The sequence below is a fragment of the Halomonas sp. H33-56 genome (genome assembly GCF_040147035.1).
Classification (GTDB): Bacteria; Pseudomonadota; Gammaproteobacteria; order Pseudomonadales; family Halomonadaceae; genus Halomonas; species Halomonas litopenaei.
In genome coordinates, this window is the sequence record NZ_JAMSHP010000001.1 from 4,118,936 (window position 1) to 4,133,251 (window position 14,316).

15 protein-coding genes are annotated in these 14,316 nt (G+C 62.2%); 3 read left to right on the forward strand and 12 right to left on the reverse strand.

Going from position 1 to position 14,316, the window contains the following annotated elements:
* Window positions 1–45 precede the first annotated feature (45 nt).
* Complete coding sequence (locus tag NFH98_RS17540) at window positions 46–864, forward strand: outer membrane protein assembly factor BamD (protein WP_045994250.1); 819 nt, start codon at window positions 46–48, stop codon at window positions 862–864.
* A 248-nt stretch (window positions 865–1,112) separates the two neighbouring features.
* Here the strand turns inward: NFH98_RS17540 and NFH98_RS17545 are convergent, their stop codons facing one another.
* The 3 genes from NFH98_RS17545 to NFH98_RS17555 form a co-directional block, all read right to left on the reverse strand.
* A complete protein-coding gene (locus NFH98_RS17545; protein ID WP_108133538.1) occupies window positions 1,113–2,879 on the reverse strand; it encodes a purine-cytosine permease family protein in 1,767 nt (588 codons plus the stop codon).
* 97 nt (window positions 2,880–2,976) lie between these two features.
* On the reverse strand, window positions 2,977–4,302 hold the full coding sequence (locus tag NFH98_RS17550) for an ABC transporter substrate-binding protein (RefSeq protein ID WP_349622995.1): 1,326 nt from the start codon (window positions 4,300–4,302) through the stop codon (window positions 2,977–2,979).
* Window positions 4,303–5,017: 715 nt separating this feature from the next.
* Window positions 5,018–6,649 carry an NAD+ synthase gene (locus NFH98_RS17555; protein WP_108449267.1) on the reverse strand — a complete coding sequence of 544 codons (1,632 nt, stop codon included), beginning with the start codon at window positions 6,647–6,649 and terminating at the stop codon, window positions 5,018–5,020.
* Window positions 6,650–6,747: 98 nt separating this feature from the next.
* On the opposite strand from NFH98_RS17555, the gene NFH98_RS17560 reads away from it, so the two are divergent.
* Window positions 6,748–7,044: a PP0621 family protein gene (locus tag NFH98_RS17560; RefSeq protein ID WP_108133534.1), complete on the forward strand. Its 297-nt coding sequence runs from the start codon at window positions 6,748–6,750 to the stop codon at window positions 7,042–7,044.
* Window positions 7,045–7,137: 93 nt separating this feature from the next.
* Here NFH98_RS17560 and thiO read toward each other — a convergent pair whose 3' ends face one another.
* A complete protein-coding gene (gene thiO, locus NFH98_RS17565) occupies window positions 7,138–8,244 on the reverse strand; it encodes a glycine oxidase ThiO (RefSeq protein WP_287165640.1) in 1,107 nt (368 codons plus the stop codon).
* Window positions 8,245–8,331: 87 nt separating this feature from the next.
* On the opposite strand from thiO, the gene NFH98_RS17570 reads away from it, so the two are divergent.
* Window positions 8,332–8,952: a GspH/FimT family pseudopilin gene (locus NFH98_RS17570; protein WP_349622996.1), complete on the forward strand. Its 621-nt coding sequence runs from the start codon at window positions 8,332–8,334 to the stop codon at window positions 8,950–8,952.
* Between the two features lie 109 nt (window positions 8,953–9,061).
* Here NFH98_RS17570 and NFH98_RS17575 read toward each other — a convergent pair whose 3' ends face one another.
* The 8 genes from NFH98_RS17575 to lspA form a co-directional block, all read right to left on the reverse strand.
* Window positions 9,062–10,126 carry a pilus assembly PilX family protein gene (locus NFH98_RS17575; RefSeq protein ID WP_349622997.1) on the reverse strand — a complete coding sequence of 355 codons (1,065 nt, stop codon included), beginning with the start codon at window positions 10,124–10,126 and terminating at the stop codon, window positions 9,062–9,064.
* Window positions 10,123–10,605, reverse strand: a complete 483-nt coding sequence (locus NFH98_RS17580) for a PilW family protein (protein ID WP_349622998.1) — start codon at window positions 10,603–10,605, stop codon at window positions 10,123–10,125. Before NFH98_RS17580 ends, NFH98_RS17575 begins: the two co-directional genes overlap by 4 nt.
* Window positions 10,602–11,021, reverse strand: a complete 420-nt coding sequence (gene pilV / locus NFH98_RS17585; protein ID WP_315900866.1) for a type IV pilus modification protein PilV — start codon at window positions 11,019–11,021, stop codon at window positions 10,602–10,604. Before pilV ends, NFH98_RS17580 begins: the two co-directional genes overlap by 4 nt.
* The gene (locus NFH98_RS17590; protein WP_349622999.1) at window positions 11,018–11,527 is read right to left on the reverse strand and encodes a GspH/FimT family pseudopilin; all 510 of its coding nucleotides are present in this window, start codon (window positions 11,525–11,527) and stop codon (window positions 11,018–11,020) included. The genes pilV and NFH98_RS17590 overlap by 4 nt, the downstream gene beginning before the upstream one ends.
* Window positions 11,514–11,888, reverse strand: a complete 375-nt coding sequence (locus NFH98_RS17595; protein WP_162816485.1) for a type IV pilin protein — start codon at window positions 11,886–11,888, stop codon at window positions 11,514–11,516. The genes NFH98_RS17590 and NFH98_RS17595 overlap by 14 nt, the downstream gene beginning before the upstream one ends.
* A gap of 339 nt (window positions 11,889–12,227) precedes the next feature.
* On the reverse strand, window positions 12,228–13,181 hold the full coding sequence (gene ispH, locus NFH98_RS17600; protein WP_185696479.1) for a 4-hydroxy-3-methylbut-2-enyl diphosphate reductase: 954 nt from the start codon (window positions 13,179–13,181) through the stop codon (window positions 12,228–12,230).
* Between the two features lie 101 nt (window positions 13,182–13,282).
* Complete coding sequence (fkpB, locus tag NFH98_RS17605; protein WP_045994447.1) at window positions 13,283–13,729, reverse strand: FKBP-type peptidyl-prolyl cis-trans isomerase; 447 nt, start codon at window positions 13,727–13,729, stop codon at window positions 13,283–13,285.
* Window positions 13,730–13,791: 62 nt separating this feature from the next.
* A complete protein-coding gene (gene lspA, locus NFH98_RS17610) occupies window positions 13,792–14,298 on the reverse strand; it encodes a signal peptidase II (protein ID WP_231498700.1) in 507 nt (168 codons plus the stop codon).
* Between the last annotated feature and the right edge of the window lie 18 nt (window positions 14,299–14,316).

A 14,316-nucleotide genomic window follows, 5' to 3' on the forward strand; every position in this document is an offset into this window, starting at 1 on the left:
CGATTCTACCACGGCCGACCCGGGTTGTTTGACACGAGGACCAAGATGCGCGTTTTCACTACTTCCGCCGCTCGCCTGGGCGCCCTGGTGTTGATGGGCGCGGTACTCGGCGGCTGCGCCAGCAACGACGTCGAGGAAGAGCGCTACGACGGCGCCACCGAACGCCAGCTCTACCAGGAAGGTCGCCAGGCCCTGGAGAACGGCAGCTTCACCACGGCCATGAACCGCCTGGAAGCCATCGACACCCGCTTCCCCTTCGGCGACTACGCCGAACAGGCCCAGCTCGAACTCATCTATACCTACTACGAGATGGATGACTGGGAAGCCGCCCGGGCCGCCGCCAGCCGCTTCATTCGCCTGCACCCCAACCATGCGCAGGTCGACTACGCCTACTACATGCGCGGGCTGGCCGCCTGGCAGGCCGGTCGTTTCAGCCTGGAGTCGCTCAAGGTCATCGATATCTCGGAGCGGGACCTCGGCGCTACCCGTGACGCCTACACCGACTTTACCGACCTGATCACCCGCTATCCGGACAGTCCGTACGCCCCGGACGCGCAACAGCGCATCATCTACCTGCGCAACCTGCTGGCCCAGCAAGAGCTGCATGTGGCCGACTTCTACCTGCGCAAGAAGGCCTACATGGCCGCCGTGCAGCGGGGTCGCTGGGTGTTGGAGAACTACCCCCAGGCCGAGGCTACCCGCGACGCCCTGGCGGTGATGGTCGAAGGCTACCTCGGCATGGGCCTGCGTGATCGCGCCAGCGAGACGCTGCAGGTGCTGATCGAGAACGACCCGGACAACGAGCGCCTCAACGGTCGTCGCTTCGAACCCAAGTACGTCGACGGCGCCCCACTGAGCGCCTGAACGACCGCAAGGCAGGCGGTGCCGTGAGGTTGCCGGCTGGCCAATGAAAGGAGAAGGGGCTGCCCATGGGCGGCCCCTTCTTGTTGCAGCGCTTGCTGTCATTCGCTCTGCGCTTCGCTTCTTTTATCTTCGTTCAGCTCCCATATTGACGCTCCAGGGCTGCGATCCACCGTCCTTCCGCCGTCGCTGGCCTGTGGCTGCCCTTGGCGTCCACCGCAGGCCAGGCTCCGGCTATTTTCTGCTTCTACTCAACCTGTCGATGCCTGGGACGGTGTGCCCTCGGGCTCCCGACGCTTGAACTGCTTCGAGCGCTGCAGGCCCCAGTAGGCGAAGACGAAGTAGATAACCGTGCACCAGATGGTGATGTCGTAGAACAGCTCACGATTGACGTAGTACTGATACAGGTCGGGGCTTTCAAACATCACCCGCCAGGCCAGCACCGCTGGCACACCCAGTCCAACGATCCCCCACATCACCTTGATGCCCTTGGATAGCAGTGTCTTGTCCTCCACGCCTTCGCGGTACTTTTCCGCCGCCTTGCGCCGGTGATGTTCGACCACCCGCTCGTTGAACTCCTGCTGGGCCTTTTCCTTCTCTGGATAGGCCTCACAGGCACCGGCCCTTCGCGCCAGCACCACGTAGACCAGGATCGACACAAACCAGGTCGGCAGGAACAGGTAGTAGAACGGCATCACGTCGAGGACATTGAGCCCAAAACCGAAGATCAGCGAGATACCCCAGCTGGCGATCGCCGGACGGTTGTCGGCAAGGCCCTTGAAGTTGGCCCAGTAGCGGGTCATCCCGAGCCGCGGGAACAGCTGGTACTCGGCAAAGGCGATGCCGCCCACCGGCACCAGGATCAGGCCGGCGTAAGTCAGCAGCGGCAACATGCTGCGGTAGACGAAGGGGAAACAGCTCGCGCCCATCACCCCGAGCCCCACCAGCATGGTCACCTTCCAGCGCTTGACCTCGGGCATCAGCGCCTGGGCGGCCAGACCGGCGCGGTACAGGTTGGAATTCGCCGTGGTCCAGCCGGCCACGATCACGATCACGAAGCCGGACATTCCTAACGCGTAGAACGCCACATCGCCGGGGTCGACCACCAGGATACTGAGCTTCATGGTGGCGGCGGTGGCCGCCCCCATCAGGCCCGCCGAGATCCAGGCTACATAGTGGCCGAACATCATGCCGGTACTGGTGGCCAGGGCGTAGCGCTTCTTGCGGGCATAGCGCAGAAGCGCCATGTCGATCAGACCGAAGTGGGCGAAGGTATTGGCGGCCCAGGCGAAGCCAATGACCTCCCACAGCCCGATCCCCGGTTCGCCATCGGCGTTGATGCCGGTGAATACGCTGGCACTGGCGATGGCGACGAAATCCGAAAAACTCGTCAAGGTGGTAAAACCGGTGACCGACTCCGACAGCGCCGGTATCAATACCATGCCGCCGGCGGTGAACATCACCATCAGCCAGGGTGCACAGATGCTGGCGAACTCGCTCAGGGCGTTGAAGCCAAAGGCCGCGACCAGCACCACGATGGCCCCTACGGCAAAGGCGATGATGACGAAGGCCATGTCGGTGGGATAGGGCGCCACCTGAGGTGGCACATCGAAAAGCACCCGCACCGCGGTAGCAGAGACCGTGATCATGGCCGCCGAGATGGCAGCAAAGATCACCACATTGGCGCCGTTGTAGAGCTTCGCCATGACGTTACCGGCGATGCGTTCCAGGTAGGCGAAAAGACTGAGCCGGGTGCCGACGGCGATCGGTGCGGTGATCAGGGTGAAACTCAGTATCGCCAGGGTGTTGCCGATGACCAGACCGATCAGAATGTCCCAGATGCCGGCACCGAGGCCGACGAAGGTGGCACCGATCACGAACTCGGTCGCGGCCACGTGTTCTGCGGCATACAGTCCGAGAAAGTGCTTGGCACCGTGCTGCTTGTGGGGCGGAACCGGCAGCTGTTCATCGTCGACGCTGTCTAGAGATTGCTGCGGGTCAAATCCGGATGTCGCCATGGGCGCCTCCTTGTGTGTCACTCATCTCGCTTGCGGGTGAACGTCGCACCTGCGGGCTCACCCGTTCCGCCGGCTTCCTTCGAGGAACCGATCGCCACTACTGCTGAGCAAAGCGTGCCTGCTCGGTAACCTTCTCGGTGACCCACTGAGCATCTTCGATGGCTTCCTCGGCGGAGATGTCTCCGGCCAACGCCTTGGCGAAGCGGTTACCCACCGCCGTACCGATACCCTGAAAAGCGGGGATCGCCACGTACTGAACGCCTCGATAGGGCACCGCCTGTACCGTCGGGTCATCCGGATTGGCGCTCCTCAACGATTCCAGCACCAGCTCACTGTAGGGCGCGGCCTCGCGGTAACTCGGATTGTCGTAAAGCGAAGCACAGGTCCCCGGCGGCACCTGGGACCAGCCCTCTCGCTCGGCTACCAGTTCCTGATAGCCCCGGGAGGTGGCCCAGGCGACAAAGCGCTTGGCCGCCTCGCTCTGCTCGGAACTGGTGGGAATCGCCAGCGCCCAGGCCCACAGCCAATTGCTGCGCTTGTCCAGTCCGTTATCAGGCGCAAGGGCGAACCCCACGCGATCGGCGACCTCGGAGGCCTCGGGATCGGTCACCGCGGATGCGGCCACGGTGGCATCCACCCAGATGCCGCACTTGCCCTGTTGAAACAGCGCGAGATTCTCGTTGTAGCCGTTGTCTTCCGGATTCGGCGGGCCGTACTCTCCCAACAAGCTCAGATAGAGATCCAGCGCATCGCGCCAGCCACCTCCCTCGAGCTGTGGCTGCCACTCTTCATCGAACCAGCGACCGCCGAAGGCGTTGGCCATGGCGGTCAACAGGGCCATGTTCTCGCCCCACCCCGGCTTGCCCCGCAGGCAGATGCCGTAGTGTTCATCGGAGTCCGAGAGCTTTTCTGCCGCCTGTGCCAAAAAGTCCCAGCTCGGCGCCCTGGGCATGCTCAGGCCCGCATCCTCGAACAGGTCCGTGCGGTACATGGTGAAGGCGGACTCCGCATAGAAGGGAGCCGCGTAGAGAACATCCTGATAGGACAGCGCCTGGCGCACGGTGGGCAGCAGATCCTCGGGCTGGTAGTCGCCAGGCATGTCGGCGATGGGTACAAGCCAGCCACGCTCCGCCCAGATGGGGGCTTCGTAGGTGCCGATGGTAACGATGTCGAAGCGCCCCCCGGAGGTGGCGATATCGGTGGTGACCTGCTGGCGCAGCGTACTCTCGTCCAACGTCACCCAGTTGAGCTGAATATCGGAATTCCCCGCGACAAAGTCCTCGCTCAGCTCTCGCATCCGCAGCATGTCCCGGTTATCCACCGTGGCAATGGTCAACTCGGCAGCCACGCCATGCTGGGCAAACACCGCCCCACCCCCCATTACCAGCGCACAAGCGGTTTTAACTCGAAAGGACGTCATCATTCGCGCTCCCTCTGCCGGCGTTATAGGTTCCTGTTCTAAAAAACCTTAGCACCATGGCGTCGTCCCAACATTGAAATGTCGCGCTTTATTTACCGGGACATTGGTCTAAACACACCCAGAAACCACCATTACAAATTAATTTAATTAGGCATATATGATTCAAAAAAACCATGAGAAAACAAAGATAAGGAAGAGTTCTTCGGTTATCCCACTGCCAACAACCATACTAGTTCAGCAAGAACTGCGATATCGCCTACACCTATCAGCGCACTCTTCTCCATTACCTTTACGATGCCTATTGGCGCTTCAGTCATGAAGGCTTAAATCATCTCTTCCGACGAATATGCAAAGTGACGTCGATCACCGTGTAAAAACGGCGTACGCATCAAAGAAAATACCATCTAATGGTCGCGGGGCTTTAGGCGCTGTCCGAAAAGTCGACGAGCGAAGGTTAGACAAGGCAAAAATCGGTGAGAAAGCGCAGTTTACGGGGTGTAAATGAGCATTTTGATCCGATTTTTAACGCCGTATTACCGAGCGCAGGCACTTTTCAGACAAGCCCTAGCGAGCGCAACAGAAATCCCGGCCCGGGAAATCATGACCAACGACGGGAAGTGACGTCACAAACAGCGAAGGCTGGGCATAACATCGCCACCCGCCGAGCCGATCTGGCCCGACGGGTGAGGTACCGACAAGAGGAAAGAAGCAGGTCTCGTCAGAGGCCCGGTTGCCATCCATTGACGATAGGATAACGACGGTCACGGCCGAAGCCGCGCTGGGTCACGCGCACGCCTACCGGTGCCTGGCGGCGCTTGTACTCGCAGCGGTCCACCAGCTTGACCACCTTGTAGACGTCCTCGGCGCTGAAGCCTGCCTCGATGATCGCCTCGGCGCTCATGTCGCCTTCGATGTAGCGCACCAGAATGGCGTCCAGCGTGTCATAGTCCGGCAGCGAGTCACTGTCCTGCTGGTCCGGCGCCAGTTCCGCCGAGGGCGGACGCTCGATGACACGCTCCGGGATCACCAGGTTCTCGGTGTTGCGCCAGCGCGCCAGGCGATACACCCAAGTCTTGTAGACGTCCTTGATGGCGTTGTAACCACCGACCATGTCACCGTAGAGGGTGGCGTAGCCCACCGCCATCTCGCTCTTGTTGCCGGTGGTCAGGACCATCAGGCCCTTCTTGTTGGACAGCGCCATCAGCAGCACACCGCGACAGCGCGACTGGAGATTCTCCTCGGTAGTATCGCGCTCGGTACCCTCGAAGCTCTCGGCCAGGGTGTCCATGAAGGCTTCAACCATGGGCGCGATCGGCATCACTTCATAGCTGACCCCAAGCAGACGGGCCTGCTCGGCGGCGTCTTCCTTGGAAATGTCGGCGGTGTAGTGATACGGCATCATCACCGCATGGACCCGCTGGGGGCCGAGTGCATCCACCGCGATGGCCAGCGACAGGGCCGAATCGATGCCGCCAGACAGCCCCAGCACCACGCCCTTGAACCCACTCTTGTTGACGTAGTCACGCAGACCGGTGACCAGAGCGCTGTAGAGGTCTTCCTCCGGCGCCACGTCCAGATCCACCTCGCCCTGGCGCGGGGTCCACTTGCCCTGCTCCTCGACGAAGTGCACCGGGCTCAGCCAGATATCCCAGTGCGGTGCCTGCACCGCCAGCTTGCCTTCGGCGTCGACACAGCAGGAGCCACCGTCGAACACCAGCTCATCCTGACCGCCGATCTGATTGACATAGACCAGCGGCAGGCCGACGTCACTGGCACGCTGCTCGAGAAGCTCGAGCCGCTCGGCCGGCTTGTTCTGGTGGTAGGGCGAGGCATTGAGGGTGACCAGGATATCGGCACCGGCGTCGCGAGCCTGGCGGACCGGCGCTTCCTGCCAGATATCCTCGCAGATCAGAATGCCGAGCCTGGCGCCCTTGTGTTCCACGACCAGCGGCGTGTCTCCGGGCTGGAAGTAGCGCTGCTCATCGAATACCTGATAATTGGGCAGGGCCTGCTTGGCGTACTCATCCAGCCACTGGCCGTTGTAGAGCACGCCGGCCATGTTGTGCAGCGCGCCCTCGCGACGGCCGGGATAGCCCACGATGACCATGACGTCGCGGACCATCTTTTCCGCCATGCGGGTACGCGCCTCGCGCAGGCGGGTCTCCATCGACGGCCTCAGCAACAGGTCCTCGGGCGGATACCCGGTCAAGAACAGTTCCGGCAGAACAACCACGTCGGCACCGTGCTCGAGGAAAGCCTCGCGTACGGTCTCGATGGCCCGGTCGGCGTTGCCGGGGATGTCGCCGACCAAGGGGTCGAGCTGCGCCATCACCAGAGTCAGGTCTTGCATGAGCGGAGAAATCTCTCGAGAATCGGGGGGATCAGCCCCCATTGTCCCGCAAGGGCCGCCAACAGGCAAAGGCCGCCTCCAATCCGTGTGGAGTAAGGATGAACCTCTTGATAATCCGCCTTCTGATCTTCGCCGTGGTGTTCTTTGCCGGGCTCAAGCTTTATCGCATGTACCGCGAGTGGAAGTTTGAGCAGCAGGATCAAGGCCCCACCTCCCATGAGGGAGGAAAAATGGTGCGCTGCACCTGGTGCAAGGTACACCTGCCCGAGCAGGACGCCCTGCGCGAAAAGGGCGAGTGGTTCTGCTGCGGTGACCATCGTGACAAGTTCATCACCGAAAGCCGCCAAGGCGACGATGCTGACGGCGATAACGGCGATGACACCCAGGGGCGTTAAACGCCCCGACAGTCACGCCGACGCCCAGTTGACCGACGCCCCGCTGCCCATTGCTACCTCACCCTGCCCCTGCTTCGATCGCCTCACTCCCGGTCAGCTTGGGCGCTCTTCCACACGTCCTTGCAACCGATAGGGCGCGGGATCAATGATCGGCTCTCTTCCCAGCAGTTGATCCACCAGCAGGCGCGTCGAGGCCGGCGCCAGCACCAGCCCATTGCGGTAGTGCCCGGCGTTGACGTGCAGGTTGTCCCAGCCGGGGGCCTGGCCGATATAAGGCACCCCGTCCGGTGATCCGGGCCTCAGTCCGGCCCAGTGGTGCTCGATCTCGCAGTCGGCCAATGCCGGAATGATGGCGGTAGCGCTATGCCATAGTGAGCTGCGGGCGTCGTCGTCGGTGCCCTTGTCGAACCCGGCGTCTTCCAGGGTGGAGCCGGCCAGGACCCGCCCGTCGCCGCGAGGAATCACGTAGCGTCCATCCATCAGCACCACCCGCTCGACCAGTCCGGGTGGAGCCTTGAACAGAATCATCTGACCCTTGACCGGGCGTACCGGCAGATCGAGCCCGGCCATGTCGGCAAGCCCCGCCGACCAGGCGCCGGCACAGATCACCACCTGATCGGCACTGAGGTTGCCCTGGTCGGTGTTCACCACCGCCACCCGCTCCCCTTGCCGCTCGAACCCGGTGACCGTGCATTGCTCGCGCAACGTCACCGACGTCATGTCTTCCAGTCGGGACCTCAGCGCGCGCATCAGACGGGGGTTACGAATGCTGCCCAGGGTCGGCATCCACAGCGCCTCGTCGATATCGCGGCGGGCATTGGGTTCCTTTCGGCGGATCACTTCAGCGCCTACCCGCGACAGCGGCTTGCCAACCTCCCGCGCCCACTCGAGTGCGCGCGCTTCGTCATCCACCCTCAGGTAGAGAAGCCCTTTCTGACGATACTCCGGGTCGACCCCGGTCTCCTCCAGCAGGCGCAGGGCCAGTTCGGGGTAGGCCCCCTCCGACCAGCTCGCCAGGCGCGATACCGGCGAGCTGTAGCGCCAGGGATAAAGTGGCGAGACGATCCCGCCCCCGGCCCAGGAGGCCTCGCTACCGCAGCCGCCTCGCTCTACCACCGTCACACTGTGACCGGCATCGGCCAGTTGCAGTGTCGTCATCAGCCCTATGACGCCGCCGCCAATCACCAGGAAATCACTCAAAGCGCTTCTCCAACGTCTGCTCTCCCTTCTCCGAGCTAGGCTCAAGGAACCCCGAATTCAAACAACAACCACAAGGAAGCGTTCGCCATGGACGACGACGCCCGACGCCCCCGTCATGTCTGCATGTCCCGAGCTTACTGGCACACACCTCACCACCCCGAACCTTACCGTCCCAAGTCTTGCCATCCCGAACCTCATCGAATCGCTTTCCGCCAGTCCGGAACTACCTTGCTGGAGCTGTTGCTGGTGGTGGCTATTGTAGGCCTTCTGACCAGCGTGGCCCTGCCGGGCTACCGGGCAATGGCCGCCCGACAGGATATCGCCAGCGAGCTTTCGCGACTAGAAGGCGCCCTGATGCTGGCCCGGGGCACGGCCATCACCCGGGCAAGACCCGTCACCCTGTGCCCGAGCGACGACGGCGTGCACTGCGGCGAGGACTGGAGGGGGAAGCTGTTGATCAAGGCGGGAGCGCCGAGTTGGGAGGGCGCGACACTTCATGTCTTTGCGCCAAGCCGGCTCTCAAGCATCGATTTTCGCGAGGATGCAAAGCCGGTGCGTTTTCTGGCCAATGGACGCGCCAGTGGACATAACGGGACCTTTGAGGTCTGCGCGAAAGATAACACCGGAGCAAGGCTGGTGCTCAGCAACTACGGCCGAGTGCGCGTCAATTTGCCCGCACAGATCAACTGCGGAAACCTTGTGGACTAATATAAAACTAAATATATGATCGAAATATGTGAACTGTAATACGATCTTTCATATATACCTCGCAGACAAATTTCACTATTCAGTAAAAACATCTTTCTCTTTACTCCGGTTACAAGCCACTGCCCCCACCATCAATCCAGATAGCCCCCCCATCAGAATCGTCACCTGCCATTTCTGGGTCAATCTGCACGTCCATATAAACAACAGCGCTACCCACACCAATTGCCTGGCCTTCCAAGAGCAATCGTCCATTATTCAGGTTGGCATCGCCAACCATCAGCTGATTTCCACTGATCAAGTTCCCTTCAAGAGTCACATCCCCTTCCATGGCAACAGACAATTTCTCGGATGTAACTATAGAACTCTCGTAATGTCCTTCAGCAAGAATCACGTCCGCAGATCCCTTTACTACTACAGTTTCTACCGGAGTATATTCCGACAAGACCAACTCACCATCAAATTCCTGATCGATTGAGCAAAAAAGAGTTTCTTCCAGCCTCGCACACCCTAGATCGTCAAAACTATCATCCGTCATTTGCTCCTCGAGCTCCTTGATACGGTCATCAATCATCGCCAGGGAGCCAATCTTGGCGTCGCAGGGCACAGGCTGATCCATACACACGGAATCCACATCGATTGTGCAGTCATAATCCACGGGAGCCCAAACTCCATCCGGAGTTTGAATATTGAATGCTCCGGCAGAGCCGAGTTGGCATTGCTCAGGGATAGGCAGTGAAGAAATACCATCGCCTGTCGCCTTATTACCAATCATTATGAAATGTTGTGCAACAACCTGCTCGCCATCACTGACCTGGCCCCTGATCAACTGCACTGGAGTTGCCTGATACACACAATCCATATAACGATAGCCGATCGTCTCGCTATCGGATATCGGGAGTACGTCCGACCAGCCAGCCATCAGTTGTCCATCAAAGGCCTTGTCGCGGGCCACCTCACATGCTGACAATCCGCTCGATTCAGGCGTTTCACTTAGCCTCTCGGCCCCGCCCCAATCCGCCGCCATCTGGGCCTGGGCCATGGCGCGCATATTGCCGGCCAGGCGTTCGTCCACCAGCGCCGACTTGACCCCGGCCATGGCCACCACCGAGGCGATCGCTACCAGCGACAGCACCACCAATAGTGCCGCGCCTCGCTGCCTCGCTGGCGCCTTCATTCGGCATTCTCCGCCGCGGACACGGCCTGGAGACGATCCACCGCGTGCAGCCGGATCGGTGTACTGGCGTGGGGCAGGTTCAGGGTGATGCGATAGAGTCCCCCACCCAGATCTTCCAGCACCTGATCGTTCTCGCAGGAACCATCGTAGGCCAGGCCATCGACCAGAGGCTCGCCGCTGTCGACCTCGTGCAGCGTACAGGACTCGCCATCTGGCGCCGGGCGCAGCACGTAATCGCCGGGGGAGGCGTCGCCCCGGCGCACCGCCGCGGTGATGGTATCGAGGGCGTAGCTCAGGACCGCCTGGCGATCGGCCAGGCGCAGCACCTCGCGCGCATTGGCGTTGACCTCCTGAAACAGCGAGCCCGCAGCCAGGATCACCAGGCTGCCGACGACCATGGCCACCATCAGTTCGACCAGCGACACGCCGCGCTGGCGATGCAACGACTTGCCTGGGGAAAGGACGCGGTGCGGACTCATGGTGCTTTCCGAGCGGGCAACTTGACCCAGTACTGAAACAGGCTAGGTTCGGTGAAGCGCTCGTCCTTCCAGCCGATACGCAGCTCGAAGGCGCAGTCGTCCCGCGCGATCACCGCCTCGTCCAGGGCAATGAGACCGGGAAGGAAATCGGCCCAGTGCTCGCGCCAGTGCTCTCGGGAAAGGCTCTCGGGCACACCTTCAGGACAGTACCCGCCATTGGCCACTAGGCTTGCCCACAGCAGTTCCCGTGCATCCTGGGCGGCCAGGTCCGCCAGCGATCTCTGGATACTGGAATGGGCGCTTTGCAAGCTGCGCAACTGCATCCCCGCCACCCCTAAAAGTCCCACCGACAGCAGCACCAGCGCCACCAGTGCCTCGAGCAGGGAAAACCCGGCCTGGGATCGCAGGCTTCTCACGCGGCATCTTCCTCATCGCCGGAACGTACCACGCCGCTTGGCTCCACCGAGACCCAGCGACCCTCGCCTCCTGTCCCGCGAAGCTGCCAACGGCAAGGGCTACCGTAGCTGCAGTCATCCAGGCGCCCCATCAGATCGAAGCTGACCCCACCGGGCGATACCCGGGTACCGTCAGTGTGCGCTGCTTCATCGACCATCAGTACATCACCATGCGCGGTTGGAGTGGACTGGCAGCCGCCGGCGTCCGCGTCTCCCGCCAGCACCTCGAGCCGCCATCGTCCCGCGCAGTCGACCACCAGCACCCGGACCTCCTGGCGTCGGGTCAAGGCGGTGGTGCGTGCCAGGGTCAGTGCGCCGACCAGGCGATTGGTATCCGTCACCAGACGCTCGCCGGCCAGCCAATGGTGCAGACTTGGCACCGCCACCGCAGCCATCAGACCGATCACCGCGACGCAGACGACCAGCTCCAGCAGGGTGACCCCGCGCTGGCGGTTACCAGCAGTCATCTGGTGCCCGTTCGCCGGTCTGGTCCATGGTCAGGCTATCGCAGCCTTCCTTCACCGACTGGGCGTCGAGGGCCCTGGCCTCGAGAAAATAGCGCCCTGGGTGGCGTTCCACCGACAGTTGGTAGAAACCGGACTCCGACGGTCGCTCAAGACCGTCACAGGCGGCGATATCATAGGCCTGGTCACGGCTGTAGCAGCGTTCCAGCGACGAGGCGGTTGTCATCAACAAGGCGCGGCCATCGGCGACACGGGTCTCGCGTAGATGCTCGGTGTACATGGGGTAGGCCACCGACGCCAGCAGACCGATGATGGCGATGCACAGCAACAGTTCGATCAGGGTGAAACCGCCCTGACGCTCCATCGGGCCTGGTGACGAAGCCCGTGTCGAAGCGGCACTGACTTTCTGGTCCAGCTCACTGAATCCATGCTCATCCCAGCGCGTCTCTGCGTAAATTGAGCCTCGCGTTTTTCGTATTCCCTGCATCGGGCTTCTCCGGCTCGTTTTCCCTTCGAGTATGTCGCACGTCCGCCATGGACGGCAGGCGCTGGATCAAGGTTGTGTCGCGACACCACGCTTAAGCACAGACTTGAGGCTTTCTCCTACGCCTGAAAACAAGGACGCCGCCCTTGGGGGCGGCGTCGAGATGCTGCACTGGAAAAACGAACGGCGGAATGCCTTCACGGCAATCCCCTGGTGGCATCAGTCGCTGACGATGACCCGCTCGCGCAGTTCACGCGGCATCGAGAAGGTGATGGTTTCCTCTCGGCCGGCCAGTTCCTCGGGGGCCTCGGCGCCCAGCTCGGTCAGGCGGTCGATGACCCCCTTGACCAGTACCTCCGGGGCGCTGGCCCCGGCGGTCACGCCGACTGCACCGATATTCGCAAGCCAGGCCGGATCGATCTGCTCGGCACTGTCGATCAGGTAGGCCGGGGTGCCCACTCGCTCGGACAGCTCGCGCAGGCGATTGGAGTTGGAGCTGTTGGGGCTTCCCACCACCAGTACCAGGTCGGAGCCCGCCGCCAGTTCGCGCACCGCGTCCTGGCGGTTCTGGGTGGCGTAGCAGATATCGTCCTTGCGCGGCCCCTGGATGTCGGGGAAGGTGGCGCGCAGGGCATCGATCACCCGAGCGGTATCGTCCATGGACAAGGTGGTCTGGGTGACAAAGGCCAGCCGACTGGGGTCCTTGACCTCCAGACGGGCCACGTCCTTTTCGTCCTCGACCAGGTAGATCTGGCCACCGTGGGAGGTGTCGTAACGCCCCATGGTGCCTTCGACCTCGGGATGCCCTTCATGGCCGATCAGGATGCACTCCTGGCCACGGCGAGCGTAGCGCAGCACTTCCATATGCACCTTGGTCACCAGCGGGCAGGTGGCGTCGAAGACCTTGAGCCCGCGCCGCTCGGCCTCCTCCTGCACCGCCCGGGACACCCCGTGGGCAGAGAAGATCACGATGACGTCATCGGGAACCTCGTGGAGTTCCTCGACGAAGATCGCCCCACGCTCGCGCAGGCTATCGACCACGAAGCGGTTGTGGACCACCTCGTGACGCACGTAAATGGGCGGCCCGAACACGTCCAGCGCGCTGTTGACGATGTCGATGGCCCGGTCGACGCCGGCGCAGAAGCCGCGCGGGTTGGCCAGCTTGATTTGCATGGTTTGCCTTGCCTCGGTGCCGTCTTGGCACCTGGTTGAGCGGATGATTCGCGTGGTCATCACGTACTGCGCCTTACCGGCACACCGGGGACGTGAATCGCCTAGTGGGTGGTGGCGGGCTTGACGCCCAGCACCTCGACCTCAAAGGTCAGGGTGCGCCCGGCCAGCGGATGATTGAAGTCCACTTCCACCATGTCGCCGTCGATCTCGGTGACCACCCCGGGTAATTCGTCGCCGTTGGCATCGGCAAAGGACATCACGGTGCCGACCTCCGGCTCGTCGCCGTTGAACACCTCACGCTTCATGCGCTGGATGTTCTGTGGGTTGTGCTGACCGAAGGCGTGCTCGGGACTGACCTCGAAGCTGCCGCTGTCGCCGTCGGTCATACCCTTCAACGGCTGCTCGAACCCGGGCGGCAGGTTGCCATCGCCCAGTTGAAAGGTCGCCGGGGCCTTGTCCCGGGTGGAGTCCACCACGGTGCCATCTTCCAGCTTGAGGGTGAAGTGAAGGGTGACTTCCATGCCCTCGTCGATACGGTAGTCGCTCATTGGGATCTCCGAAAGAGTGACGGACCGGCAGGGACCGATACGTCGCTGCCGGCAACAGATAATTAGCCGCGCCGGGCGCGGCGGCGCTCGCCGAAGATCGACTCCCAGATCAGGCCGATGGCGCCCAGGGTGATGCCGATATCCGCCACGTTGAACGCCGGGTAGTACCAGCCCGCCGCGTGAAAGGACAGAAAGTCCACCACGTAGCCGTGCACCAGGCGGTCATAGAGGTTGCCCAGGGCGCCGCCGATGATCAGCGCGAGACACGCCCCCAGCAGCTTTTCGTCACGCCGCAGGCGACGCATCCAGATCGTCAGGCCGACGGTGGCCGCCACCGCGATGGCGGCGAACAGCCAGCGCTGCCAACCGGGGTGATCGGCCAGGAAACTGAAGGCCGCCCCGGTATTGTGCAAAAGCGTCAGATTGAAGAACGGCAGCACCTCCACCGGCGTGGCGTAGGTCAGCGTCTGGCTCATCAGTGCCTTGGTGCCCAGATCGAGCACGACCCAGGCCAGCGCCAGCCACCACCAGCGCAGCGGCTGGCGCATCGGTTCTACCTGTGAACTCATGTGCCCGTCACCCTCCTT

What these genes read in the sequence shown, in the direction of transcription:
- NFH98_RS17540 (WP_045994250.1), top strand. Translation starts at nt 46, where the DNA reads ATGCGCGTTTTCACTACTTCCGCCGCTCGCCTGGGCGCCCTGGTGTTG.
- NFH98_RS17545 (WP_108133538.1), bottom strand. Translation starts at nt 2,879, where the DNA reads ATGGCGACATCCGGATTTGACCCGCAGCAATCTCTAGACAGCGTCGAC.
- NFH98_RS17550 (WP_349622995.1), bottom strand. Translation starts at nt 4,302, where the DNA reads ATGATGACGTCCTTTCGAGTTAAAACCGCTTGTGCGCTGGTAATGGGG.
- NFH98_RS17555 (WP_108449267.1), bottom strand. Translation starts at nt 6,649, where the DNA reads ATGCAAGACCTGACTCTGGTGATGGCGCAGCTCGACCCCTTGGTCGGC.
- NFH98_RS17560 (WP_108133534.1), top strand. Translation starts at nt 6,748, where the DNA reads ATGAACCTCTTGATAATCCGCCTTCTGATCTTCGCCGTGGTGTTCTTT.
- NFH98_RS17570 (WP_349622996.1), top strand. Translation starts at nt 8,332, where the DNA reads ATGGACGACGACGCCCGACGCCCCCGTCATGTCTGCATGTCCCGAGCT.
- NFH98_RS17575 (WP_349622997.1), bottom strand. Translation starts at nt 10,126, where the DNA reads ATGAAGGCGCCAGCGAGGCAGCGAGGCGCGGCACTATTGGTGGTGCTG.
- NFH98_RS17580 (WP_349622998.1), bottom strand. Translation starts at nt 10,605, where the DNA reads ATGAGTCCGCACCGCGTCCTTTCCCCAGGCAAGTCGTTGCATCGCCAG.
- NFH98_RS17590 (WP_349622999.1), bottom strand. Translation starts at nt 11,527, where the DNA reads ATGACTGCTGGTAACCGCCAGCGCGGGGTCACCCTGCTGGAGCTGGTC.
- NFH98_RS17595 (WP_162816485.1), bottom strand. Translation starts at nt 11,888, where the DNA reads ATGGAGCGTCAGGGCGGTTTCACCCTGATCGAACTGTTGCTGTGCATC.
- ispH (WP_185696479.1), bottom strand. Translation starts at nt 13,181, where the DNA reads ATGCAAATCAAGCTGGCCAACCCGCGCGGCTTCTGCGCCGGCGTCGAC.
- fkpB (WP_045994447.1), bottom strand. Translation starts at nt 13,729, where the DNA reads ATGAGCGACTACCGTATCGACGAGGGCATGGAAGTCACCCTTCACTTC.
- lspA (WP_231498700.1), bottom strand. Translation starts at nt 14,298, where the DNA reads ATGAGTTCACAGGTAGAACCGATGCGCCAGCCGCTGCGCTGGTGGTGG.